Genomic DNA, 23,849 nt, shown 5'->3' with positions numbered 1-23,849 from the left:
TGGATGACAGGAATATTATCACATTATAAACCGCTAACCATGCGTTTTTCTCATTTATGTGGTAAGACTCTTGTCATTTAATTATGACAAGAGTCTTACCACATTGCCGATTTTGACAAGATACTTACCACATTCCCAATAATTTCAATGAGCTTCTTCGTAACAAGAATATGGTCTGCACTGAACCCGCATTAAATGCGGGTTTTCTTTTTCAGCGGTACAGATTCTTGTCAAAAGTCAATGTCAAGAATCTGTACCGCTAACCGAAATAGGCAAAGAATATGTTCCAGTGGCTGATGATGATTAAGCTAACTGGCAGGTTAGTTGAGTAGTATACCGAAATAAGTTATATAAGAAATGGCTAAAACGGGGTGGTTAATTATTGTGGATAATGTGATTCAAAAATTGACAAGCATCGAATTAGATAATCCCTTCCCGTATAGGGACACTGATAAAATACAGGTTGATTTTCGCTCTGACTTTATGATGCTAACGGACGATAAAAACTCTTTAGTCGGTGATTTTAACACTTACTGCATGAATATTGCGGGTACTTTAAGTTACGTTTTAGCTGGTAAAACAGCAGAAATTCCTCAAAGACAAATCGAAAAATTACAGTTGTCATTCTTTAATTGGTTTCAACAGTACAAGTTTATTGAGGATATAATCAATGATTACGAGGTATTTAGTCGTGAGTACAAGAACTTTGAGGAAGCTCGAATGTTGCTACTGAAGTATTTATCAAAACGATTATGTGATTAACCAAGCATTGGGGCTATCGCCCCTCGGTCTGCCCGAGGGATTTCGGAATTAAGCTCCCATGAAAATTAAATTAGCTCTAAACCTGAAAAAGAGCATAATAAAATAGACTCAGAATAACACTTATTAAAAAAAAGGTTGAGCCTCTTGAGTAATCATATAGAGATTGTTAGATCTTTTAAGCACAAAAAACATCATATAGACAACAAACAAAAAAGGATTAATCTCCCATGAGCGCTACCCAAATAGGCTGCGACATTCTGTGATGCACCGTGGTGGTCGGAGTCAGACTAACGGTTGGGCTCTATGGCACCATAGCTTATCGACCTTCTTCGCCAGCCGTACAAATAGTACAGACAGGGGTACCCATTTTCATCCTCTGTGGTGCAGCGCCGCTCTTGCGCTGCATGAATGGCTAACGGGGAACGATACCGCAATAATAAAAAGGGGTTTTGCTGTTCACTAAACTATGGGGTGATATTCTATGGATTATACTACGTGTTATATGGAAGTCTTACTGAAGTATTCTTTTATTGACTCTTTCGTGGAATTGATTCGTCATAATGAAAACATTACATATAAAGTAACAGAAAAGAGATCTGAAGATACTTACTTGTTGCGAATGCATAAACCCATTACAAAAAACATGCAGGGTGTGCATAATACACGCGAGGCTATTCAATCGGAATTAGAGTATCTGTTAGCTTGGTCGTCTCATTCCGAATTACCTGTTCAAATCCCTGTTCCAAACCTAAACAGTGAACTGGTAACAACCGTTGTCATTGAACACGAAGAAGTGCACTGTTCAGTCTTAAAATGGATTTTTGGGAAAACCATGTCTAAGCAAGATTTAATTAGTGAGGGGACAGTTAGTACCTTGGGGACGCGTATTGCAGATTTACATCAGTTTTCGCATAGTTTTCAACATGGTTCAAGTTTTATGAGACCCGAATACGGGATGGAGTGGACAAATAGCGTATTGACCAAATTGCGATCAGGTGAAGAGATGGGTATTATCACGACCAAGGATTTTCATATTCTTGAAAATACATTTTCATTGATTAATGATCGTATGAAAGTATTGAGAAAAACGATTGAGACATGGGGATTTATCCATGCCGACATCAACTATAGTAACTTAATCCATACATCAAGAGGGATTTCATTCATTGACTTTGGTTTATCAGGGTTTGGATATTACGCGATGGACGTCGCTATGGGTGCCTTATTGACCGAAAACAAATTGCGAGATGCCCTAATTTCCGGCTACACTAGTGTTATTTCCAGAAGAATAGATATTGAGCAACTAGAGGGCTTTATGTTTTTGGCAATAGTTGCATACTACGCATTTCTCGTAAGCAATAAAGATAAGCATATGTGGATACATAAAAATATCCCAGGTCTGATTGAACATTTTTGCAAACCTTTTCTAAATGGTAAAACGGTTTTTTATCATATTTGATTTGATCGAAGAAATCAGTTCTGTTCTATCGGGAAACGATAGTTGAACAAAAGAAGGAGCAGTTTTGCCATGGCAGCTGCTCCTTCTTTCTATTAAGCGAACGGGCAGGATGGTTGAAAATACCGTTGGTTCATATGTAATTTTATGGTACAATAAACATTCAGTGTTTTGAAACTTTGTTTCACTAAATGAAACTATAAGGAGGATTTAAATGCCTATTAACTTCCACGAAGACAGAAACAGAATGACATATACAACAAGAGATGCTGATGAATCTTGGATTTCTCTAATTGAAAAAAATGTTGATGTTATTGGTAGTAAAGTTGTTGATATCGGTTGCGGCGGAGGCATTTACACAAAATCCTTTTTAAGTATGGGTGCATCACAAGTTACGGGCGTAGACTTTTCTGAAGAAATGTTAAAAGGTGCTTCACAGAACTGTCTGGATTGCAATAACGTTACGTTTGTGCAAGGAGATGCTTATGATACGAAGCTTCCTGAGTGTGAATACGATACAATTTTAGAGAGAGCTTTAATTCACCATCTAGTTGACTTGAATAGGTGTTTTAAGGAAGCAAATCGCATTTTGAAGAACAACGGTATTTTAATAGTTCAAGATAGGACATCTAAGGATTGCTTAATGCAAGGAAACGAAAGCCATCTTAGAGGTTGTTTTTTTGAGAAGTATCCAGAATTAGTTGATAAAGAAATTAATCGCCGACATGAATCTATTAACGTACGAAATGCACTCGAATCTAATGGATTTAGACTGATTAGTGAAAATCAGATATGGGAAACTAGACGTAAATACAATGATGTTGAATCATTACTCCAAGACCTTCAAGAAAGAACAGGTCGTTCAATTTTGCACGAGTTAACAGATAATGAACTTAATGAACTAGTATTGTATATTGAAAGTAAAATTGATGGAACACAACTTCCGATAATTGAAAAAGACTCTTGGACGGTGTGGTTTGCTGTAAAAATAAGTTAAGCTCCCATGAAAATAGAATCAGCTCAAAACCTGAAAAAGAGCATAATAAAGAAGACCCAGAATAACACTTTTTAAAAAAGGCTGAGCCTTATGTGTTCTTTAATAAAGTTAGATAGAGCGAAAATAACAAACTTCCTTCCACAACCAATAAAGGCTAGGCTGGTGCAAAAACCAGAGTAGGATTAATCTCCCATGAGTGCTTCCCAAAAGGGAGCGACAATCTGTGATGCACCGGGGTCGTTGGAGTCAGACTAACGGATGGGCTCTAAGGCACCATAGCTTATCGACCTTCTTCGCCAGCCATAGTAGCAGTATAGACTGATTTTCCCATTTTCATCATCTGTGGTGCAGCGCTTGCGCTGCATGTGTGGCTAACGGGACACGATAGTTGAATGACATACATTGATGAGTAGGAGCTACGGTATCCTGCTCTTTTTGTTGAACTCCCATTAAAATTAAATCCGCGAAAAACCTCAAAAAGACAATAATAAATTAGACCTAGCCGAATGATTTTTAAAAAAGGCTGAGCCTGAGAAGAATTGTGAGATTAAAGTACCAAAGACCTTTCATAGCTGAAAATAAAAAATGAGGCTGGTGCAGCAACCATAGTAGGATTAATCTCCCATGAGTGCTTCCCAAAAGGGAGCGACAATCTGTGATGCACCGTGGTCGTTGGAGTCAGACTAACGAATGGGCTCTAAGGCACCATAGTTGATCGACCTTCCTCTCCCAGCCATAGTAGCAGTATTGGCAGATATAACCATTTTCATCATCTGTGGTGCGGCGCTTGCGCTGCATGTATGGCTAACGAGAAACGTTAGTCCAATGAAACCGCGACAGTCTAGGACTTTATCTTCACGTCCTTTGCTGTCGCTGTTTCAATTTCTAGGGTCAGTCAAAAACTTATTTTATGGAGTCTGACGGTATGACAATTTGAAAAGCCGCGTGGAATAGAGACATTCAGTCTAATGCTTTATTTTCTGCTGACACCATTATCTGAAACTTGACAGCTGATTGAATATGTAGCCATTATTAAATATCTTTAAAAAGTATCTGACCTTCTACAAAAATCGAATTTTTCAGATATAATATATAAGGTGAAATATTACGGAGGTGCAGAAAATTGACGAATGAGTTAGAACAAACATATTTGAATTTTCTACAATATATTTTAGATAATGGTGTGAAAAAAGAAGATCGTACCGGAACGGGTACAATTAGTGTATTTGGTTATCAAATGCGATTTGATTTATCAAAAGGCTTCCCATTATTTACAACAAAACGTACACCGTTCCGCTTAATCGCAAGTGAGTTATTATGGTTTATTAAAGGCGACACCAACATTCGTTATTTATTGAAACATAATAATCATATTTGGGATGAATGGGCTTTCAAAAGATGGGTTGAATCAGATGAATATGCTGGTCCAGATATGACAGACTTCGGGAATCGTTGTTTAGTTGATGAAGATTTCAATCAAGTTTATCAAGCAGAGATGAAAGCATTTTGTGATCGTGTCTTAGAAGATGATGAGTTCGCAGCGAAACATGGCGACCTAGGGAATGTTTACGGTAAGCAATGGCGAAATTGGACATCTTCTACTGGTGAATCCATTGACCAATTACAAGATGTTATTAATCAGATCAAAACAAATCCTGATTCTCGTCGATTAATTGTAAGCGCATGGAACCCAGAAGATGTTATAAATGCTGGGGCAAAGGGGAGTAAAGCAGCGTTACCACCTTGCCACGTTATGTTCCAGTTCTACGTTGCAAATGGTAAATTAAGCTGTCACTTGCTGCAACGTAGTGCTGACTCTTTTCTTGGAGCAAACTTCAATATCCCATCTTACTCATTACTTACACATTTAATAGCACATGAGTGTGGTCTAGAAGTAGGCGAGTTTGTATACAGCATTAGTGATGCGCATATTTATTTAAACCATGTTGAGCAAGTAAAAGAGCAATTATCAAGAGACTTAAGACCATTGCCTACATTGGTTATTAAATCAAATAAGAAATCAATTTTTGATATTGAGCTGGAAGACCTAGTCATTGAAGGGTACAATCCACATCCTTCGATAAAAGCGCCGATCGCAGTTTAACTCAATTGTTATAAAACAAGATTGGTAAATATAACTAGTAGGTGAATTGTTTTTTGATCTTTGTATGTAGGAAGGAGGGAGTTTCATGAGTATTAGCTTAATATGGGCAATGGGGACCAATCATGTCATTGGTAAAGATAATGATATGCCTTGGCATTTGCCGCTGGATTTCGCATATTTTAAAGCAGAAACATTAGGCAAGAGAATGCTTATGGGCCGCAAAACGTGGGACTCGCTCGGAGGTAAGCCCTTAAAGGGCAGAACGAGCTTAATTATGACAAGAGATACTGATTATGCTCCTGAAGGTGCAGAGGTTGTACACACGCTTGAGGAAGCTCTCAGTGAGGGTAGAAAAGACGATGAACTGATGGTGATCGGTGGTGCGGAAATCTACAAGCTGATGTTGCCATATGCAGACAAGTTGATGTTAACGCAAATTGAACAGGATTTTGAAGGGAACACCCGGTTTCCTGATATTGACTGGAGTGTGTGGAAAGAGGTTTCCAATAAGAAGGGAATTCGTGATGAAAAGAATCCGTATGATTACCGTTTTCTTGTTTATGAACGTACGGAATAGCAATAAAACGTTTTCTCTGACATAACATGTGAAATAGTACAAAAAAACAGTAGATTAATCCATTACTGTGCAAAAGTGATGAGTGCTACTATAATTAAAATTAGAAATGATAATCTAAAGGTATAGAATGTGCAGGTACTTCATTGCGCTGCTCACGACGATACGAAGCCGCAATATGCTACAATGTACTATACTTCAACATGAAGAGAACGGATGGGGGAAACGTAAACATGTCTACACCTACAGGTTTTATGGAGTATAAACGGCAGCTCCCAGGTGATCGGGATCCTGAGCAGCGGGTAAAAGACTGGGAGGAGTTCCACCATCATTTATCCGAAGACGAGCTTCAGACACAAGGAGCGCGCTGCATGGATTGCGGAACCCCTTATTGCCATACAGGAATTGATATGGCTGGAGGAACCTCGGGTTGTCCAGTTCACAATCTAATTCCAGAGTGGAATAATTTGGTGTACCGCGGACTCTGGAAAGAAGCACTGGAACGTCTGCATAAGACGAATAATTTCCCTGAATTTACTGGAAGTATTTGTCCTGCTCCTTGCGAGGGCTCTTGCACAGTGGGTCTAATTGGACAGCCGGTGACCATTAAGACCATTGAGCTTGCTATTATTGATAAGGGTTTTGAAGAAGGCTGGGTTGTACCTAATCCACCAGAGAAACGTACAGGCAAAAAGATTGCAATCGTAGGCTCTGGACCTGCTGGACTCGCAGCAGCTGCGCAACTGAATAAAGCTGGACATTCAGTAACTGTATTTGAACGCAGTGACCGCATCGGCGGACTGCTAACATATGGCATTCCGACTATGAAACTCGATAAGAGAGTTGTACAACGTCGTGTAGATTTATTAGCTGCAGAAGGTATTAATTTTGTAGTGAATACAGAGATTGGTAAGGACATTCCTGCTCAGCAGCTTGTTGATGAGTATGATGCGGTTGTTCTGTGTGGTGGAGCAACTAAGGCACGTCGTTTTAACGTTGAAGGCAGTGAGCTTAAAGGTGTTATGTACGCCATGGACTATTTAAATGGTACGATTAAGAGCTATTTGAATTCCAATTTTGAGGATGGCAACTATGTATCCGCAGAAGGCAAAGACGTGATCGTTCTGGGCGGCGGGGATACAGGATCTGACTGTGTTGCCACTGCGCTTCGTCATGGTTGCAGCAGCATCACTCAATTTGGTACACATGAGAAAGCACCTTTGCAACGCGACCCGATTGCTAACCCTTGGCCACAATTCCCGAATGTGTACAGCCTGGATTATGCGCAAGAAGAAGCTAAAGCCATTTTTGGGGATGACCCGCGTGAGTTCTCTATCATGACCACTAAATTTGTTGGTGATGAAGAGGGCAACTTAAAAGAGCTTCACACCGTACAGATCCGCCGAATCGTGGATGAGACAGGTCGTAAGATCTATCAACCTGTTCCAGGCACCGAAGCTGTATATCCTGCTCAATTAGCTCTTATAGCCATCGGTTTCGATGGACCTGAGCAAGATATTGTTGAGGAGCTTAAGCTTGAGACAGATCGACGTACAAATGTGAAAGCACGTTATGGTAAATTCAATACGAACGTGGATAAAGTATTTGCTGCTGGCGATATGCGCCGTGGTCAAAGCTTGGTCGTCTGGGCAATCAACGAAGGACGCGAAGCTGCGCGTGAAGTGGATAAATACCTGATGGGATCAACCGTTCTTGTTTAAGCGTTAAGATAATAATTGTTTAATAAGCCGTTTCAAAAGCAGTTTGTCTGCTGGAGAGACGGTTTTTTTATTAACTGATACTTGACGTAAATATCATTATCCTATAGATTTAATAAAATATTCACATGACAAAAGCATTGACCAAGGATTTACGATTCTAGAAGCGTTAGAACAGAGAGGGAACTCACCGGCTGAAAGGTTCCTCAAATACGTGTGAGTGGTATCCTGCCTTGGTAGCTGTAGCGATAGTATCTTCTAACCCGCTACCGGAATCGACCGTTATCCGATTTGAGGATTGCCAAATCAGAATGGATCGTATGTTGAACTGGCAGTTGAATAAGGGTGGTATCACGACACATTCGTCCCTGACGAATGTGTCTTTTTGCATTTAAAGAAATGATTTAAGGGGGGCCAATGTATGCGTCAAAGCAATTTATTATTAACAACTCTTCGTGAGGTGCCTTCGGAGGCGGAGACCAATAGTCATCAGTTATTATTGCGTGCGGGGTATATCCGCCAATTAGCTGCCGGAGTGTATACTTATTTACCACTTGGTCGGCGGGTTCTGCGGAAGATTGAAGCGATTGTAAGAGAAGAGATGGATCATTCCGGAACTCAGGAGATTTTAATGCCATCCATGCAACCTGCGGAACTTTGGAAGGAATCAGAACGTTATGATGTTTATGGCAAGGAGTTGATGACTTTTAAGGATCGTCATGAGCGGGAATTCGTACTCGGTCCAACGCATGAAGAAGTAGTAACCTCACTTGTGCGGAATGAGATCAGCTCCTATCGTAAGCTCCCTATTACCGTTTATCAGATTCAGACTAAGTTCCGGGATGAACGGCGACCACGTTCTGGATTGCTAAGAGGCAGAGAGTTCTTGATGAAGGATGCGTACTCTTTTGACATAAGCTCAGAAGGACTTGATAAATCTTATCTCCAAATGTTCGATGCTTATCACCGGATATTTAAGCGATGTGGATTAAATTTCAGAGCTGTTCATGCAGATTCTGGTGCGATTGGTGGGGAAGGGGGCAGCCATGAATTTATGGCACTGGCTGATATCGGGGAGGATACGATTGCAGTATGTTCCTCTTGCGATTATGCGGTCAATCTGGAACAGGCAGAAGCCGTACAGCCTACTAAGAAAGAATTGAACTTCGAATTACCTGTAATAGAGAAATTCCACACGCCTAATCTTCGCACTATTAATCAATTAGAGCAGGAGCTGGAGATCCATCCAGAGCAGATTATGAAAACATTGATCTATGAAGGTAGCGGTCAATTCTTTGCTGTAGTGGTTCGGGGCGATCATGAAGTCAATGAGATAAAAGTGAGTAAATATATCGGTGCGGCGGAGATCGGGCTTGCTGACTATGATGCTGTGAAATCCTTAACGGGCGTAGAGAGCGGGTTTGTGGGACCAGTGGGTCTTCAATTAACCGTACTAGTTGATGCCACAGTTGCAGGAATGACGCAAGGGACGACGGGAGCAGGAGAAAAAGATTATCACTTCCGTAATGTTGTACCTGGTAGAGATTTTGGGCTTGAGCATGTGGGGGATTTTCGAAATGTAGCGGAAGGAGAAACTTGTCCGAACTGTGAGAAAGGTGTTCTGCATTTTCATCAGGGCATCGAAATCGGACATGTCTTTAAACTAGGTACCAAATACAGCGAGAAGCTTGGAGCTTCCTTTTTAGATCGTTCTGGCAAGAGTCAGTCTGTGATCATGGGTTGTTATGGAATTGGGATCTCACGTCTATTGTCCGCGGTTGTAGAACAGAATCATGATGATCAAGGAATAATGTGGCCAGTTGCACTTGCACCTTATCAGGTTCATATTTTGATGATGTCCGTTAAGGATTCGGAGCAACTGGCAGTTGCAGAGGAGCTCTATAATAAACTCACTACGCTCGGTATTGAGACGCTGCTGGATGATAGGGATGAACGTGCTGGCGTTAAATTTAAGGATTCAAGCTTGATTGGTATACCTGTAACACTAGTGGTTGGTAAGGAAGCAGCACAAGGTAGGGTAGAGTATCTAGAAAGAACCTCAGCGGGAAAAGAGGTCTTAGAACTGGTTGAGGCAGTTTCCCGTATCCAAGCGTTCTTTTCGCAGCTGGTTTAAATTTCTATAACTCAAAACGAAATCCATTGTTCAGGGCGGGATAGTGCCGGCGGTAATTTTGTATGGTCATCGCCTTTCGCCGCATTAATCTGACCCTGAGTTAGAAAAATGCTCTCTGTTAGATTAGCGCCTCTAAGGTCAGTGTCACGGAGATCTGCACCAATGAGATCTGCACCTCTAAGATCAGCGCCTCTAAGATCTGCGGCAATCAAATAGGCTCCTCTCAGGTTGGCTCCCCTGAGATCTGCACTTTTAAGATTTGCGCCGACAAGGTCAACACCTCGGCTGAAAGTTCTCGATGCTTTTTTTAGTTTACGACGAGCCTCAGTACGTACAAGTTCACTGACTTGCAGCAGCAACAGATTAATCTTTGCTCGATGAGCGTCAACATTCACTTTCAGTAGAGAATCAGGGCTAAGTAAAGTGAGTTGTTCTGTCTCATCGAGTGCTGTTAGCAACTCAACATAGATTGTATGGGTTACTACTAAGTTTAAAGATTCATTTAAGTACCATAGCAATTCGTGTAAATGCCACATGGTCGGAAATACCTCGAACATTTGCTTCGCAGTTTTTGAATTCTTCCGCCAGTCCTTACCAGTATAAGTAACCTGAGAGAGCTTTTGCCCAGCGCCAAAACAGTCATATACAGTACAACCGCGAAATCCAAGCGCTCTTAAATCTGTATGTATACCACAGCGAAAGTCTGATTGCAGGTTATGGCACGGCTGGCCAGCTGCTTTATCCATAGCAAAATCAACTGAAGCTGAAAAAGGTAGTGCGGAACAGCACAAACCGAAGCAGTTCTCACATTCTGCTTTTAGATAATGGCCGTTTCTGTCCGTAAAAGGTTCTGTAAATTTGTGATTCTCAGACACGTTTTGATTCCTCCGATATATAAAACTCGTTTACCAAACTATTCTAATTCATAGAAAAGACTAAGGGAAGTCTGAATTTTACCAAAGCCTTCTAACCTATCCATTAAAAAAAACCGAGGTTAATGTTATAATAGAATACTGGACGCATTTTGGACTTAAGAACGAAAAGGTAAGGAGCGATTGTTTTTGAAGACACTCATTATTGCGGAGAAACCGGATATGGGGCGGAATATCGCCGCCGCAATAGAACCGAAAGCCAAAAATTACCGTTCCTATCTTGAAGGGGAGCAGTACATTATTACATGGGCAATAGGGCATCTAATCGGTTTGGCCGAGCCGGATGCTTATGATGTTAAATACAAAAAATGGAACATTAATGATCTGCCCATTATTCCAGACCAGTTCAAACTGGTTCCTAATGCGCGGACAATCGATCAGCTGAAGGTAATCGGAGATCTTGCGAAACGTAGTGATCTTCTAGTGAATTCATGCGATGCGGGGCGAGAAGGGCAGCATATCTTTTCACTCATTCAACGGCATTTGAAGCTGGAGCATCCTGTGAAGCGGTTGTGGATCTCCGATCTGACGCCAGAGACCATTCGCAAAGGATTTCAGGAGCTGAAGGATGGATCGGAGTACGAGAACTTAACCAAAGCGGCAAAAGCACGCAGCGAAGCAGATTGGCTCATCGGCATGAACGGATCACGTGCATTTACTACAAAGCATAATGTTCTGCTGTCGGTAGGTAGAGTTCAAACTCCCGTGCTCGCCCTGATTTATGACCGTCAAAAGACCATTGAGGCGTTCTCTTCCCTTAAGTTTTTTGAGGTGGAGGGACATTTTACTCAGAATGAAATGACCTATAAAGGCATGTGGCAGGGAGATCGGCTGACTGACGGGGATAAGGCGGAGTCGCTAGCTGCCAAGGTCAAAGGAAAACCAGGCCGGATTGAGTCTTACGAGGTTAAGGAAACGAAAGAGTATCCGAATAAGCTGTACGATTTGACGCTGCTGCAACGGGAGGCGAATGGAAAGTACGCTTTTTCCGCAAAAAAGACACTAGATATTGCTCAAGCGTTATATGAAAAGCATAAGGTGATCTCTTATCCGCGGACGAACTCCAACTATGTTACAGAACAGAATATTCCTGAGATGCATAAGACGTTATCTGCGCTGCAAGGGACGGCTTATGATGAGTGGGTAAAGGGTGCGAATCGCAATCTCGTACATAAAGGGAATAAATTTATCTGCAACCCCTCGAAGGTCGAGGATCACCACGCGATTTTGCCTACATATCGTAAAGCATCAGGACTTAGTGCAGATGAGGGAAAACTGTATGATTTGATTGTGCGGCGCTTTTTGTCTCAGTTCTATCCGGCAGCAGAGTATAAAGTGCATACGGTGATGACTGAGGTAGAAGAGGAAAAGTTCAAAACCACAGTCAAGGAATTGTTAAGCCTCGGCTGGAAGGTCATTTACGCGGACCAGAAGAAGGATAAAGCGAAGTCTTCCAAGGGTAAGAACAAGGATGAGGAAGAGGACGAAGAGATCGAAGTGAATGAACCATTTTCTATTGCCCCGGCAGAAGAAGTGGTTTGTAGTGAGGCTATCGTTAAAGAGAAAGATACACAGCCACCCAAGCACTATACAGAGGGCACACTGCTTCGAGCGATGGAAAGTGCCGGAAAGCAGATTGAGGATGAAGAGCTCCGTGATGCTATGAAGGATTCAGGGCTTGGAACTCCGGCTACCCGCGCAGCAACTATAGAACGGCTGAAGAATGTCGGATACATTGAAATGCAGGGCAAAAAAATTGCCATCACACAAAAAGGACGAACAGCCATTGAGCTGATACGTGGAGCGGGTATTGAGCTGTTGACTTCACCGGAAATGACCGGACAATGGGAACGTCGTTTGAACGAAATATCCAGAGGAACGGCGTCGGACGGGCAGTTTATGGAGAATGTAAAAAGATTCGCCTGTATGATCGTGGATAAAGTACGAGTACAATCTCGGGCGTCCAAAACCTCTTTTGAAGGGGAGACGCCTTCTGTCAATACAAGTGCTAAAGGGCGAAGTGCTGGAAGTACATCTCGTAAAACCAGCGACAAACCTGCGGCGCCGCGAAAGCGCAAGGCAAGTAGTGAAGAGGAATCCGCCAAATCAGGTCCTAAGGTCATCGGAAACTGTCCGCGTCCCGGCTGCGGTGGAATGATTTTTATGGGGAAAAAGGGCTACGGCTGCTCTCATTACAAGGAAGGCTGCAAATTCGTGATCTGGAAAGAAAATCATGGTCGTACACTCACGGATGCGCAAGTGAAGGCGTTGATTGAAAAAGGTCGGACGGGCAAGCTAAAGCTAACCAGCGAAGATGGTACACCTCTGGAAGGCAAGCTAGTGCTTCAGAATATGGATACGGGCCAATTAGCAGTAGAATCATAGTCGATCGGAAAGATTGTATGTACAGCAAAAAGGTGTCTTTAGCCATGATGGATACATGGCAGAGACACCTTTTTTTTAATATAAGAAAGTATAAGTTTCACACCATACTTTATGTCTTAAATTTCTCGCTTAAATGCTTACCGTCCTTATAAGGACGCCGAAGGGGTTAATGCTTGTATTGCTAGCTTTATAATTATTCAGTGGCTTTAGCCAGCTGCGCTTCAATCGCTGCAGTTAGCCCTTCATAGGATGAGTCCGGAAGTAGTACTCCGTTCACCATAAACTTAGGTGTTCCATTAACCCCGTAGGATCCAGCGATCTTGAAGTCTTCTTTTACATCGAACATGTAGGTGTGATTCTTGAGATCTGTCTCGAATTGTGCGTAATCAATGCCCTCAATGTTATTTTTGACGAAATTTAGAATGAACTTCTGAGTAGCCCAGATTTTGCTCTCATCGCCTTGATTGGCGTACAGCTTATGGAGGTATTCCCAGAACTTCTCGTTGCTTTGCTTATAAATGGCTTCACCTGCGCTTGCAGCAAGATAGGAATCTCGATCCAAGAAGGCAAAGTTCATGAAGAAGAGCTCAACTTTTCCGGTATCCACGTAGTCTTTAACAAAAGTATCTAGATATTTCTCCGTCCAATTTTTGCAGGGAGGACATTTGAAATCTGCAAATTCGATGACTTTGATTGTGGCATCAGGACTACCAAGATGAGGTTGCTTTTCGTATTTCAGCCCATCAACAACAATGCTTCCCTTCACGTCGGTGTAGTTAGGTAGTCCCTCTGTACTGTCCGTCTTGTCATTTAGAATGAAGACAATAACAGCGATAAGGATTACTACAACTACGCCTAAGAGCATGGGAAGCATTTGTTTGTTAGTTCGAGAATGGTTGGACTTCACTTTCTTGTTCATATCTCATCTCCTACCTCATATGGGAATTGTACTAAAATAGTATAATCATCCAAGAGGTAGAGTAGATATGTCATTTGTAACAATGTCTGAGGTTACGTTGCACCTAGAGTTTCTGCAGGGTAGCTGTACGAATAACAGGAGGCACCTCATGAATGGAGGAAATGGTCTTAACAGCTTGCTGCATCTCATGCTCCAGTTCAATAAGGTTATAGCTCCATTCATTCTGTTGCTTCAGATAGATACTGTTAATGCCTGCGGTTACTGCCGGAAGTACATCTGTACGTAACGAGTTACCAATCATCCAGGTACGTTTGCGGTCAAAGCCTTGTGTAGTCAAAATATTTTCAAGCGCCTCAACATTCTTATGCTGACGAATATAGATCCGGTCATCAAAGTAAGCATCCAGTTTCATTTGCTCAATTTTACGTTGTTGGATCGTATCGTCTCCACCTGTGTACAGGAATAAATGGTGACCATCCTGCTTCAGAGTATCAAGCGTTTCAACCATGCCAGGGTAAGCTTCGATTTCTTGGTCGTAGACGCTTAGTCCAAGCTTGTGTAATTGCTGCTCTTGAAAACGGTCCGTCGGACGATTATATTTGGCGCAAAAATAACGGTAGGTAGCGATTAGGGATTTAGGGAAATTATCGCTGGCAAGACCACTTGTGTTGACCGTGTGCACGTCAATTTCTATTTGTTTGTTACGTAATTCACTGGTGCTTGGGCCAAATTCATTAAACCAATCTGTCATCAGTTCAAAATATTGCCCTAAAATCAGATCGAAATATTTGTTGCAGTGGACCAGTGTATCATCTAGATCGAAAATCACCTGTTGTGTCATGTATTTCATATCTCTCACTCCTTGGATCTGTATCTGTATAGTGTTCTATAGGTAAATATAAGACTCTAGGAACATTTGAAGCTCTGAGGCGCCATCTGGACGAATACTGAAACGTTCGTCTTGTTCACCTCTGAGATGGATGCGGAGTAGGCCGGCTACTCGTAGAATCATAAGGTGATGCATCAGCATTTCTCTGGATTGATTAAGATCAGATTGCATCTCCCACAGCGACTTGGGTTCATGTGCGACATAGCGAAGCAATCGAAGTCTGGTGGGGTCGGAAAGTGCCTTGGTCATGCGCAAAAGCACCATAGGTGGTTCATTTTCGTCTTCTAAAGGTACATCTACAGGATACTGTACGATCACCATGGTTTTGTAGAAGCAGTAGGTGTTAATCGGACGATTATGAACAGTTGGTAGTAATACAATCGTTTTTAGATCCGTGATCTCCTCGAAAACTACACCGCCAGATGCATATTCAATTAAAGATATGGGGTCCATTTTGCTTTCGAGCATTTTTTTCTCAGAAGCATCTTCAATTAATAGCGGTAATATTTTGTGCTCCACATGGCGGAAGTATTGCTCGTACCAGAGACGCAAGAGTGGACTATAGCTGTTCCGGATCCGAAAAGCATCTTCAATCGTAAACTCCTGAATGAGCGGAGCGATTTGCTGATAACATTCTTCTATGGAAGCTGAATCCAGATCATCTAAGAAATGCTGCACTGAAGTTGCGGGTCCTCGAATGTAAACCCAGGCATAAAGCACATCATAATCCGTAAAAGGCCACTCGGCGGCTTGCATTAAAGCTGTTACCTTATGAGGAGAAATGCGATCTTCCACATCACTTATCCAGTGGGGACCAATGTCCAAATTGGAGATCCATTTTCTAGTTACATATAACATAAAACTGTCCAGCAGTTCATAAACCGGCGATACGTCAATCTTTAATTCGTACTCCATGTCTCATGCACCCCCAGGAAATCCGTAACATCTTCATATTATCTCTTGTTTTGAAGAGGGTTGTCCACTATAATGTTCGGTGTTTGCCAATTGGCGTTAGATCAAATTAGCGTTATTAATCATAGGGGGATATCATCTGTGTCAGACCGGCCAAAATTATCTATTCGAAGTAACAGCAAAATGAATTTCATGATTCTTATTACCGCTACTATAGCGGCTGGACTCAGCCAAGGGATGCTCCTTCCCGTATTATCCATTCTATTGGAGCAAAAAGGAGTTTCCTCTTCACTTAATGGACTAAATGCAGCTGCTCTATACATAGGATCATTCGGAATGACCTTGATTGCTGAAAGAGTTCTAGGAGCGATTGGATTCAAAAAATTGATTGCTGGCGGGATAAGCCTAGTTTTAGTAAGCTTGCTCCTATTCCCTTTTTTTCCTGGAATCAAAATATGGTTTGTATTGCGTCTACTTGTAGGTGTGGGTGATGCATCTATCAATTATGCCGCCCAGCTATGGGTACTGCTAATGACACCTGCCGAGCATCGCGGGCGAAATCTTTCCCTATACGGGATGTCCTATGGTCTGGGCTTTAGCTTGGGGCCGCTGGGAATCAGTCTGCTGCGCTTTGGTCAGGCAATACCTTTTATTGTTCTAGCATTTCTTTTTTTATTGGTCCTAATACTTGCAGTTACTATGCTTCCGGATTCCCGTCCAGATAAAGTAGAGAGTGGAGAAAGTCAGGTTCGCCGTTTTGGCCGTTGCTACAGTCTAGCATGGTTCGCTTTAATCCCTGCACTCTTATATGGTTTCATGGAAGCAAGCTTAAACAGTAACTTTCCAGTGTATGGTCTCCGGATCGGATACAGTACGGATCAAATTGCGGCCTTATTGCCTTTTGCGGGCATTGGAGGACTGTTGTTACAATTTCCACTGGGTTTATGGAGCGACCGATTTGGTCGTAAGAAGGTATTGATTCTAACTGGGATTGGAGGCGGAATTGCCTTCACATTGCTGCCACTAGCGGGTGACCATTTCAAATTAACTATGGTGCTGTTGATGATTGCAGGTGGACTTGTTGGCTCCTTTTTCTCGTTAGGGCTTAGTCTAGCTGCGGATATTTTACCACGCCATCTACTGCCTGCTGCAAATGTGGTTGCTTCCTTCCATTTTAGTATTGGCAGTATAATAGGTCCAGGTATCGGCGGTTTGCTCATGCAAGTCGGCTGGGGCGGGGGGATTTTCGGCTTAATGGGTGCATTATATATCATGTTCGGATTGCTTGGGTTATTTTTCTCGCCACGACAAAAAATTTGAGGTAAGATAAGAACGAGTGCTCGCATGGAAATTCATCTGGCTTTCAGAGTACACTATAGATTATAGATAAAGACAGGGAGAGGCTGAACTATGATCACAGTTGAACACTTAGCCAAGGCAGTTGGGGAAGACAAAAATCCAGTTCTTCAGGATATAGGGTTTCAATTAGAACCGGGTGAGTTCGTAGCAATACTTGGAGCTAGCGGCAGCGGTAAGACCACTTTGCTGCGTTGTTTAGCGTTGCGTGAAAAGTGGGATAGAGGGAATTTTAGAGTGGACGGTACAGATATAATGGCGAGTGCCTTTACAGGTAAAAGAAAAATCCGCCGCGAGTGGGCTTACCTGGAGCAGAATGCAGAGCTCAACCCTAACCGTACTGCATTGAAAAATGTACTGGTCGGCCAGTCCGCACAAACGCCGTTATGGCGGATGGTCACAGGGATGGTACGTTCAGATGATTATATGGGTGCAATGGATGAATTAGATGCCCTTGGCCTCCTTGATAAGGCGAAGATGAAGACAAGCCAACTTAGTGGTGGAGAAAGGCAGCGTGTAGCGATTGCTAGAGCGTTGACTCACGGTGCTAAAGTGATTTTAGCGGATGAACCGGTTACGGGATTAGATCCCAAATCCGCGGAGAGCGTCTTGGAAACATTGCGGAAGTTATGTAAAGAGACCGGTCTTACCGTTATATCGGTACTACCTATTGAATTAGCGGAACGTTTTGCTACACGTCTTTGGGTACTAGAAGATGGCAGAATTAAGCATGATATAAAGGGGCGTAGATTAACGATCCAAGAACGTGCAAATCTTTAAATATAGGACACGGATAAGGGAAAGAGTGATGAAGTTGAATATGAGAAGTCTTAGGTGCCTTGTTGCCGCAACGCTGACGTTATCCGTACTGTCGGGTTGTACTTTCATCAGTGATCCTGTTTCTAAGATGAAATCCCCACAATTGTCTGCTGATAAAGCAACACTTATGGCTGCTATTAATTCACTTATGCCAGCAGGTTCCACGTTGATTCGTCCGACCAATGACGATGATAGTACTATCTTTACCGAGGATCTCAACAAGGATGGAGTTATGGAGACGCTAGTGTTCTATAAGACGCCAGGAGAAGCCGTAATAATTCACGGGATGATACTGGAGAAACAGGGCGACACTTGGGTCAAGAAGCTTGTATTCGATGGCGACGGATCTGTACTAGAGTCGGTTGATTTGAAGGATATGACGGGTGATGGGAAGCTTGAAATTGTTACCGGCTATTCACAAGGTGAAGAAAAGGGTCTTGTCGTCTATAGCTATTCCACTGGATCATTAGAAGAAGTACTTTCACATCCTTATACAAAATATATGATTGATGATCTTAATGGGGATGGAATTGAAGACATCACCGTTGTTTATTTTAAAAGAAATGAATTTGCAACCATTTCGATCTATCAGTACAATGATGGCTTTAAGGTACTCGATAAGCTTGATAATATCGACCCTTATTTTAATAATTATTACAATATTGTTGCAGGAAAAATCTCAAAGGATAAAGAAGGAATCGTATTGGATGCTGCAGTGGATTCCCAATCTGCCTATACCTCTATTGTCGTTATGGAGAATAACAAGCTGCGTGTGGTATTACCAGGTGATGCGCGGACTTATAAAGATCGTCGGATTGCAAGCGAAGATATTGATCATGATGGCATTATTGAAATTGGATTGCTTGAGGCGCCTAAAGGATGGGAGTATTTCGACCCCGCTGAAATTCCATACTTTACCTCCTATTATAAATGGGATGGGAAAGACGGTCTGACCTTCGCAACCCAGCTATATCATGATCCATCGGATCGATTCAATATTAATTTTTCTCCGGAATGGCATGGGAAGGTGACGGTTGATACGAAATCGGTTCTGGACGAGAACCTTAAGTTCATCATGTCAGATACCGGTGAGACGGTTGCTGAGGTTTCCTTCTTTTCTCCTTCTGAATGGGACCGTGTGAAGAATGACGGTTGGGATCTGCTTGCACGTGATGCAGACAAGGTCATCGCCTACCGCGGTAAGTTAGAACAAAGTACACAAAAGGAAGGAAGCAATAAAATTGCTCCCCCTATAGAAAGGAAGGGAATAGATGAGTAAAGTACTGATTTTGGAAGATGAGGAGTCCATTCGTAGTTTTATTGTCATTAACTTGAAGCGTAATGGGTTCGAAGTGATAGAGGCTGCGGATGGGCATGAAGCTCTTCACAAGTTAACCACGATCCCTGATATTGATATCGCTCTATTGGATGTAATGGTTCCGGGTATTGATGGATTTGAAGTATGTAGACGGGTCAGAGAAACCAATGAACGTTTGGGTATTATTTTTCTGACAGCCAAGGTTCAAGAGCAAGATAAAGTGTATGCCTTATCTGTAGGAGCGGATGACCATGTTAGCAAGCCATTCAGCCCGACAGAACTGATTGCTCGAATTCAATCGTTGCTGCGCCGAGTGAACGTTCATCGTGAACAGTCAGCGAAGGTTTCTTTCGTTTCAGGACCATTTACTTTGGACCTTATTTCCAAACATTTTAAACGTGATAATGAAGCCATTGAACTGACACCAACGGAGTTTTCATTGATCCAATACTTTCTCGAAAAAGAAAATACGCCGCTCAGCCGCGATCTTCTGCTGGATCATGTGTGGGGCAAGGAGTATATGGGTGATCCCAAGATCGTGGATGTGAATATTCGTCGTCTGCGTCAAAAGATAGAGAATAATCCGTCAGAGCCAGAATTTTTGCAAACGGTATGGGGACACGGATATAGATGGAAAGGCCAAGTACAATGATTAAGAAGGGGATGCGCAGACAAATTGTTCTACACTACATTCTTGTAGTTTTTTTGGCGCTTCTCCTCGTAGAAGTTATCTTCCTGCTTGCCATCAGAACGTATTATTATGACAGTGTATATAGCAAGATACAAAATCACATTACCACGGCAGAGTCGTTTTTTCATAAATACGAGCTAGATGGCGATAACAACTCGAACCAGCTGCAAGTGCTACTGGAGAGATTTGCGCTGGATAAAACCGAGCTAGAAGTATTGACCCTGAATGGGGATATGATCACCAGTTCGACTGGCTTTCAGCCAGACCGTACCATTACAACTAGTGATGTCCCTGAAGCGGTAGGGGGCAGTATTGGCCGCTGGGTAGGGCGCCAGAGTGGTACTAACGAGAGTGTTATGGCTGTGTCAAAGATGCTGCAGGTTCACGGACGTGATACGTATATTCTAAGATATCTTACTTCACTAGAAGGTATTAACAATGATTTGCTTAATCTTACATTACTGTCAATTGGTATAGGTGCAGCTGTCATGGCTGTTGTTATCGTGTTCAGCTTCGGACTTGCCAATTCAATCGTAAAGCCGCTCAATAACATTACGGCGGTTTCAGCCCAGATGGCTAAGGGCAGATTTAATGTGCGAATTAAGGGAAACTACAAGTTTGAGATTGGTGAGCTAGCTTCTACGCTGAATTATATGGCTCAGGAAATTGTGCGCAGCAATCAGATTAAGGATGATTTCATCTCGTCCATTTCACATGAGCTGCGGACACCCCTTACAAGTATCAAGGGGTGGAGTGAAACCTTGGTCTCTGGTGGCTATGATCCGGAGGAGACGAAGCTTGGAGTTAGCATCATTTCCAAAGAAAGTGAACGTTTGATTGGTCTAGTGGAGGAGATTCTCGACTTTTCAAAGCTGCAGCAGAACCAAATGAAACTGTCCATTGGGATTGTTGATGTGAAAGTGTTACTTCAGGAGACGATACTTAATATTTGGGCCAAGGCAGAGAAGAAACGAATCCACTTGCTCCTAGAATGTGAAGATGGAATCTTTGTAAAAGGAGATGCCAATCGTCTAAAGCAAGTGTTCTTGAATCTGGTAGACAATGCGGTGAAATTCTCCCATGAGGATTCCAGTATAGAATTGTCTGCGAAGAGACTGTCAGCTACAGAGACTGCTATCATGGTGCGTGATAGTGGAATAGGTATTAGTGATGCACATATCTCCAGAGTTAAAGACCGTTTCTTTCAAGTGGATGCGTTGAACGGAGGAACGGGTTTAGGACTAGCCATCTCCCAACAAATCGTGGAACTTCATAACGGGAAGCTCGAAATGGAAAGTGAGCTTGGAAGCGGAACTGAAGTTACCGTAGTGTTGCCACTTACTGAGAAGCTGCCTGAGGTCAGTTCAGATCAAGTAGCACACAATCAAGCTACCTTGCCTGAATCAGATGTCTAGGAGGTATGGAAGTGGAAGTCTTGGGGAACTCAATTAAGATTGTTCGCGGAGAACCCGATCGGACAGGTGATATCTTGAGGTTGCTGCAGGAAGCAGCAAATTGGATGGAGTTAAATGGGATTAAGCAATGGACCTCGGGCCAATTTAATGAGAATGATATCACAGGCTATTTCACCGACAGGCATGTTTATCTTGCGCTTGATGATGATGCTGTAGTTGGAATGTTCACGTTACAATTCAGTGATCCTCAATACTGGGGAAGCAAAAATGATGAGTCTTATGCTTATTTGCATAGATTGGCTGTGGCGGGTTCACACCGCAGTCAGGGACTTGGTCAGCATATGCTTAAATATGCTGTGGTGCGAGCCAAAGAACTTGGCTGCAGAGGACTCAGATTTGATACCGTCGCTCACAACATTAAACTCAATCGTTATTATCAAAGCATGGGTTTTCATTATATAGGCACTAACGATATGGGAAATGGTCGTTTAGTGAACCTGTATGAGCATTATGAGGAGCAACCTGATCCCGATCGTCTGATTCTTAGATTTATTTCCGAATCGGACTTTGAACACTTGAAACGATGGAGTATCTCACCTGAGTATCTGAAGCAGTGGGCTGGACCTTCATTTACTTTTCCTCTTGATGATGACCAGCTTACTAAGTATTTAAGCGGTGCTAATCATCCAGTGAATTCCGATCGCCTTATCTTCTGTGCGGTGCTCGAAGCTACTCATCAGGTCGTGGGTCACATCAGCTTTTCAACCATAGACCGGTCGAATCGATCTGCACGTATTGGCAGAGTAGTAGTAGATCCTGATTATCAGGGTAGAGGTTTTGGAACAAGGATGATGAATGAAATGCTCCGGATCGGATTTGAGAGCTTGGGTATGCATCGTCTTTCCCTTGGTGCTTTCGCTTTCAACACCGTTACCCTGAAATCCTATGAAGGTGTGGGCTTTAAGCGGGAAGGTGTTCAACGCGAAGCGGCGTTGTTTGGGGATCAATATGTAGATTGTGTGGAATTGAGCATTTTAGATAAAGAATGGTCAGCACTCCAAAATTTCATAAGATTTAACTTCTAACAACCGAAGGGGCTGTTGCTCTGGTCATGATCGACCAGGACAACAGCCCCTTTTTATATAAAGTAATTATATATATAATGGTTTTTATGAAGGGAGAACTTCCCGTAGTCGTCCTGTCTTCTCATAAACGTCCTGAAACAGACGGGAAGGTTGGTTTCGAACCGCTGGCTTAGCTGCTACGGTCTCGTTAGGCCCAACGACTACAATATTATTTATGCTTCCCTTGATGACAGCCCCATCCTTAATGATTGCACCTTCGCCAATAATGGCATTTTCGATCTCTACTCCACGTCCAATTCGAACACCAGGCATAATAACGCTTTGCTTGATCAAGCTCATCTTGCCAATTTCCACACCATTGAAAATTACAGAACGTTGCAAGCTGCCTTCTTGCGTGCAGAATTCATTAACGAGAGAGTCCGTTGACGGGATCTGAACACGTGGTTTATGAACAGCAAGCTTTGTCCGGCGACTCCGGCTATACATCGGCCAATGAGCTTTGTCGAGCTTCATGCCATTGTTTTTTTGCAGAAGATCCATATGCGCTTCCCAAAGACTACCCACAGTACCTACATCTCTCCAGTACCCTTTGAAGCGGTAAGCGAATAACTCATCATTCTGATCAAGCATCGTTGGTATAACGTCTTTACCAAAGTCATGGCTGGAATTCGGATTAGCTGCATCCCGCAACAAGTGCTCCTTCAGATAAGCCCACTTAAACAGGTAAATACCCATTGAAGCCAAATTACTTTTAGGTACTTTTGGTTTTTCCGCAAACTCAGAGATTTTTAGTTCATCATTTACGTTCATCACTCCAAAACGACTGGCTTCATCCCATGGCACCTCCATTACTGAGATTGTAGCTTTTGCAGCTTTCCCTACATGATAATCCAGCATTTTACGGTAATCCATATGGTAAATATGATCACCGGATAGAATGAGTACATGTTCTGGATTGCGGCTATCGATATACTCAATGTTCTTATAAATCGCATCAGCAGTTCCTGTATAGCTATCTCTGCCTTCAACACCGGAAGGAAGGAGTGTGACACCTTTGTCCTTTTGACTATGTAAGCCCCAAGGTTCACCTTCACCGATGTGATCATGCAAGGATTCAGCTTCATACTGAGTCAGGACACCTACTGTATCAATTTTGGAGTTTACACAATTACTAAGCGGGAAGTCAATAATTTTATACTGTCCACCGAAAGGGACTGCAGGCTTAGCCATACTGGAAGTCAAGGGAGCCAATCTACGGCCTTCCCCTCCTGCCAAGAGCATGGCGATACAATCTTTTTTGTTATTCATATGTTATCCCTCCCATTATTTTGTCAATGCTTGTAACATAAACTTACGACAAGCACTTGAAACGACATAGGTGAA

Annotated in this window: 19 protein-coding genes; 14 read left to right on the top strand and 5 right to left on the bottom strand. The window is 42.6% G+C overall.

Going from position 1 to position 23,849, the window contains the following annotated elements:
• The first annotated feature begins 384 nt into the window (after positions 1 to 384).
• The 7 genes from MHH52_RS15590 (at position 385) to MHH52_RS15560 (ending at position 9,745) form a co-directional block, all read left to right on the top strand.
• Positions 385 to 762 (top strand): YxiJ family protein, encoded by a 378-nt coding sequence (locus MHH52_RS15590; RefSeq protein WP_340003493.1) that lies wholly within the window; start codon positions 385 to 387, stop codon positions 760 to 762.
• A gap of 541 nt (positions 763 to 1,303) precedes the next feature.
• Entirely contained in the window at positions 1,304 to 2,221 is a 918-nt protein-coding gene (locus MHH52_RS15585; protein WP_340003492.1) for a phosphotransferase, read from the top strand.
• 211 nt (positions 2,222 to 2,432) lie between these two features.
• Positions 2,433 to 3,215 carry a class I SAM-dependent methyltransferase gene (locus tag MHH52_RS15580; protein WP_340003491.1) on the top strand — a complete coding sequence of 261 codons (783 nt, stop codon included), beginning with the start codon at positions 2,433 to 2,435 and terminating at the stop codon, positions 3,213 to 3,215.
• 1,123 nt (positions 3,216 to 4,338) lie between these two features.
• Complete coding sequence (locus MHH52_RS15575) at positions 4,339 to 5,319, top strand: thymidylate synthase (protein ID WP_313639914.1); 981 nt, start codon at positions 4,339 to 4,341, stop codon at positions 5,317 to 5,319.
• A gap of 85 nt (positions 5,320 to 5,404) precedes the next feature.
• Positions 5,405 to 5,896: a dihydrofolate reductase gene (locus tag MHH52_RS15570; RefSeq protein WP_149647325.1), complete on the top strand. Its 492-nt coding sequence runs from the start codon at positions 5,405 to 5,407 to the stop codon at positions 5,894 to 5,896.
• 230 nt (positions 5,897 to 6,126) lie between these two features.
• Positions 6,127 to 7,614, top strand: a complete 1,488-nt coding sequence (locus tag MHH52_RS15565) for a glutamate synthase subunit beta (RefSeq protein ID WP_340009680.1) — start codon at positions 6,127 to 6,129, stop codon at positions 7,612 to 7,614.
• A 418-nt stretch (positions 7,615 to 8,032) separates the two neighbouring features.
• Positions 8,033 to 9,745, top strand: a complete 1,713-nt coding sequence (locus MHH52_RS15560; protein WP_340003490.1) for a proline--tRNA ligase — start codon at positions 8,033 to 8,035, stop codon at positions 9,743 to 9,745.
• An 11-nt stretch (positions 9,746 to 9,756) separates the two neighbouring features.
• Here MHH52_RS15560 and MHH52_RS15555 read toward each other — a convergent pair whose 3' ends face one another.
• Positions 9,757 to 10,620: a pentapeptide repeat-containing protein gene (locus MHH52_RS15555; protein ID WP_340003489.1), complete on the bottom strand. Its 864-nt coding sequence runs from the start codon at positions 10,618 to 10,620 to the stop codon at positions 9,757 to 9,759.
• Positions 10,621 to 10,806: 186 nt separating this feature from the next.
• Between MHH52_RS15555 and MHH52_RS15550 the strand changes: the two genes are divergently transcribed.
• Complete coding sequence (locus tag MHH52_RS15550; protein ID WP_340003488.1) at positions 10,807 to 13,062, top strand: DNA topoisomerase 3; 2,256 nt, start codon at positions 10,807 to 10,809, stop codon at positions 13,060 to 13,062.
• A gap of 193 nt (positions 13,063 to 13,255) precedes the next feature.
• Here the strand turns inward: MHH52_RS15550 and MHH52_RS15545 are convergent, their stop codons facing one another.
• The 3 genes from MHH52_RS15545 to MHH52_RS15535 form a co-directional block, all read right to left on the bottom strand.
• The gene (locus tag MHH52_RS15545; protein WP_340003487.1) at positions 13,256 to 13,981 is read right to left on the bottom strand and encodes a DsbA family protein; all 726 of its coding nucleotides are present in this window, start codon (positions 13,979 to 13,981) and stop codon (positions 13,256 to 13,258) included.
• Between the two features lie 103 nt (positions 13,982 to 14,084).
• Complete coding sequence (locus MHH52_RS15540) at positions 14,085 to 14,831, bottom strand: HAD family hydrolase (protein WP_340003486.1); 747 nt, start codon at positions 14,829 to 14,831, stop codon at positions 14,085 to 14,087.
• A gap of 36 nt (positions 14,832 to 14,867) precedes the next feature.
• Positions 14,868 to 15,785, bottom strand: coding sequence for a helix-turn-helix domain-containing protein (locus tag MHH52_RS15535; protein WP_340003485.1), 918 nt, complete (start codon positions 15,783 to 15,785; stop codon positions 14,868 to 14,870).
• Between the two features lie 162 nt (positions 15,786 to 15,947).
• On the opposite strand from MHH52_RS15535, the gene MHH52_RS15530 reads away from it, so the two are divergent.
• The 6 genes from MHH52_RS15530 to MHH52_RS15505 all read left to right on the top strand — a co-directional run bounded on the left by MHH52_RS15530 (position 15,948) and on the right by MHH52_RS15505 (position 22,466).
• Positions 15,948 to 17,102, top strand: coding sequence for an MFS transporter (locus MHH52_RS15530; RefSeq protein WP_340009678.1), 1,155 nt, complete (start codon positions 15,948 to 15,950; stop codon positions 17,100 to 17,102).
• Between the two features lie 90 nt (positions 17,103 to 17,192).
• Entirely contained in the window at positions 17,193 to 17,918 is a 726-nt protein-coding gene (locus tag MHH52_RS15525; protein ID WP_340003484.1) for an ATP-binding cassette domain-containing protein, read from the top strand.
• Positions 17,919 to 17,958: 40 nt separating this feature from the next.
• Positions 17,959 to 19,236 carry a hypothetical protein gene (locus MHH52_RS15520; RefSeq protein ID WP_340003482.1) on the top strand — a complete coding sequence of 426 codons (1,278 nt, stop codon included), beginning with the start codon at positions 17,959 to 17,961 and terminating at the stop codon, positions 19,234 to 19,236.
• Positions 19,229 to 19,927, top strand: a complete 699-nt coding sequence (locus tag MHH52_RS15515; protein ID WP_340003480.1) for a response regulator transcription factor — start codon at positions 19,229 to 19,231, stop codon at positions 19,925 to 19,927. The genes MHH52_RS15520 and MHH52_RS15515 overlap by 8 nt, the downstream gene beginning before the upstream one ends.
• Entirely contained in the window at positions 19,924 to 21,381 is a 1,458-nt protein-coding gene (locus MHH52_RS15510) for a HAMP domain-containing sensor histidine kinase (RefSeq protein WP_340009676.1), read from the top strand. Before MHH52_RS15515 ends, MHH52_RS15510 begins: the two co-directional genes overlap by 4 nt.
• 11 nt (positions 21,382 to 21,392) lie before the next feature.
• Positions 21,393 to 22,466 carry a GNAT family N-acetyltransferase gene (locus MHH52_RS15505; protein ID WP_340003479.1) on the top strand — a complete coding sequence of 358 codons (1,074 nt, stop codon included), beginning with the start codon at positions 21,393 to 21,395 and terminating at the stop codon, positions 22,464 to 22,466.
• 84 nt (positions 22,467 to 22,550) lie between these two features.
• Here MHH52_RS15505 and MHH52_RS15500 read toward each other — a convergent pair whose 3' ends face one another.
• Positions 22,551 to 23,774, bottom strand: coding sequence for a glucose-1-phosphate adenylyltransferase (locus MHH52_RS15500; RefSeq protein WP_340003478.1), 1,224 nt, complete (start codon positions 23,772 to 23,774; stop codon positions 22,551 to 22,553).
• Positions 23,775 to 23,849 lie beyond the last annotated feature (75 nt).

It is taken from the genome of Paenibacillus sp. FSL K6-0276, from assembly GCF_037977235.1.
Lineage (GTDB): Bacteria > Bacillota > Bacilli > Paenibacillales > Paenibacillaceae > Paenibacillus_AQ.
The sequence above is the reverse complement of the archived record's forward strand: the minus strand, read 5'-3'. Positions and strand labels throughout refer to the sequence as shown.

Excerpts from the sequence above, each read along its gene's own strand:
- MHH52_RS15580 (WP_340003491.1), top strand. The coding sequence starts at position 2,433 with ATGCCTATTAACTTCCACGAAGACAGAAACAGAATGACATATACAACA.
- MHH52_RS15570 (WP_149647325.1), top strand. The coding sequence starts at position 5,405 with ATGAGTATTAGCTTAATATGGGCAATGGGGACCAATCATGTCATTGGT.
- MHH52_RS15565 (WP_340009680.1), top strand. The coding sequence starts at position 6,127 with ATGTCTACACCTACAGGTTTTATGGAGTATAAACGGCAGCTCCCAGGT.
- MHH52_RS15560 (WP_340003490.1), top strand. The coding sequence starts at position 8,033 with ATGCGTCAAAGCAATTTATTATTAACAACTCTTCGTGAGGTGCCTTCG.
- MHH52_RS15545 (WP_340003487.1), bottom strand. The coding sequence starts at position 13,981 with ATGAACAAGAAAGTGAAGTCCAACCATTCTCGAACTAACAAACAAATG.
- MHH52_RS15540 (WP_340003486.1), bottom strand. The coding sequence starts at position 14,831 with ATGAAATACATGACACAACAGGTGATTTTCGATCTAGATGATACACTG.
- MHH52_RS15535 (WP_340003485.1), bottom strand. The coding sequence starts at position 15,785 with ATGGAGTACGAATTAAAGATTGACGTATCGCCGGTTTATGAACTGCTG.
- MHH52_RS15525 (WP_340003484.1), top strand. The coding sequence starts at position 17,193 with ATGATCACAGTTGAACACTTAGCCAAGGCAGTTGGGGAAGACAAAAAT.
- MHH52_RS15520 (WP_340003482.1), top strand. The coding sequence starts at position 17,959 with ATGAGAAGTCTTAGGTGCCTTGTTGCCGCAACGCTGACGTTATCCGTA.
- MHH52_RS15515 (WP_340003480.1), top strand. The coding sequence starts at position 19,229 with ATGAGTAAAGTACTGATTTTGGAAGATGAGGAGTCCATTCGTAGTTTT.
- MHH52_RS15510 (WP_340009676.1), top strand. The coding sequence starts at position 19,924 with ATGATTAAGAAGGGGATGCGCAGACAAATTGTTCTACACTACATTCTT.
- MHH52_RS15500 (WP_340003478.1), bottom strand. The coding sequence starts at position 23,774 with ATGAATAACAAAAAAGATTGTATCGCCATGCTCTTGGCAGGAGGGGAA.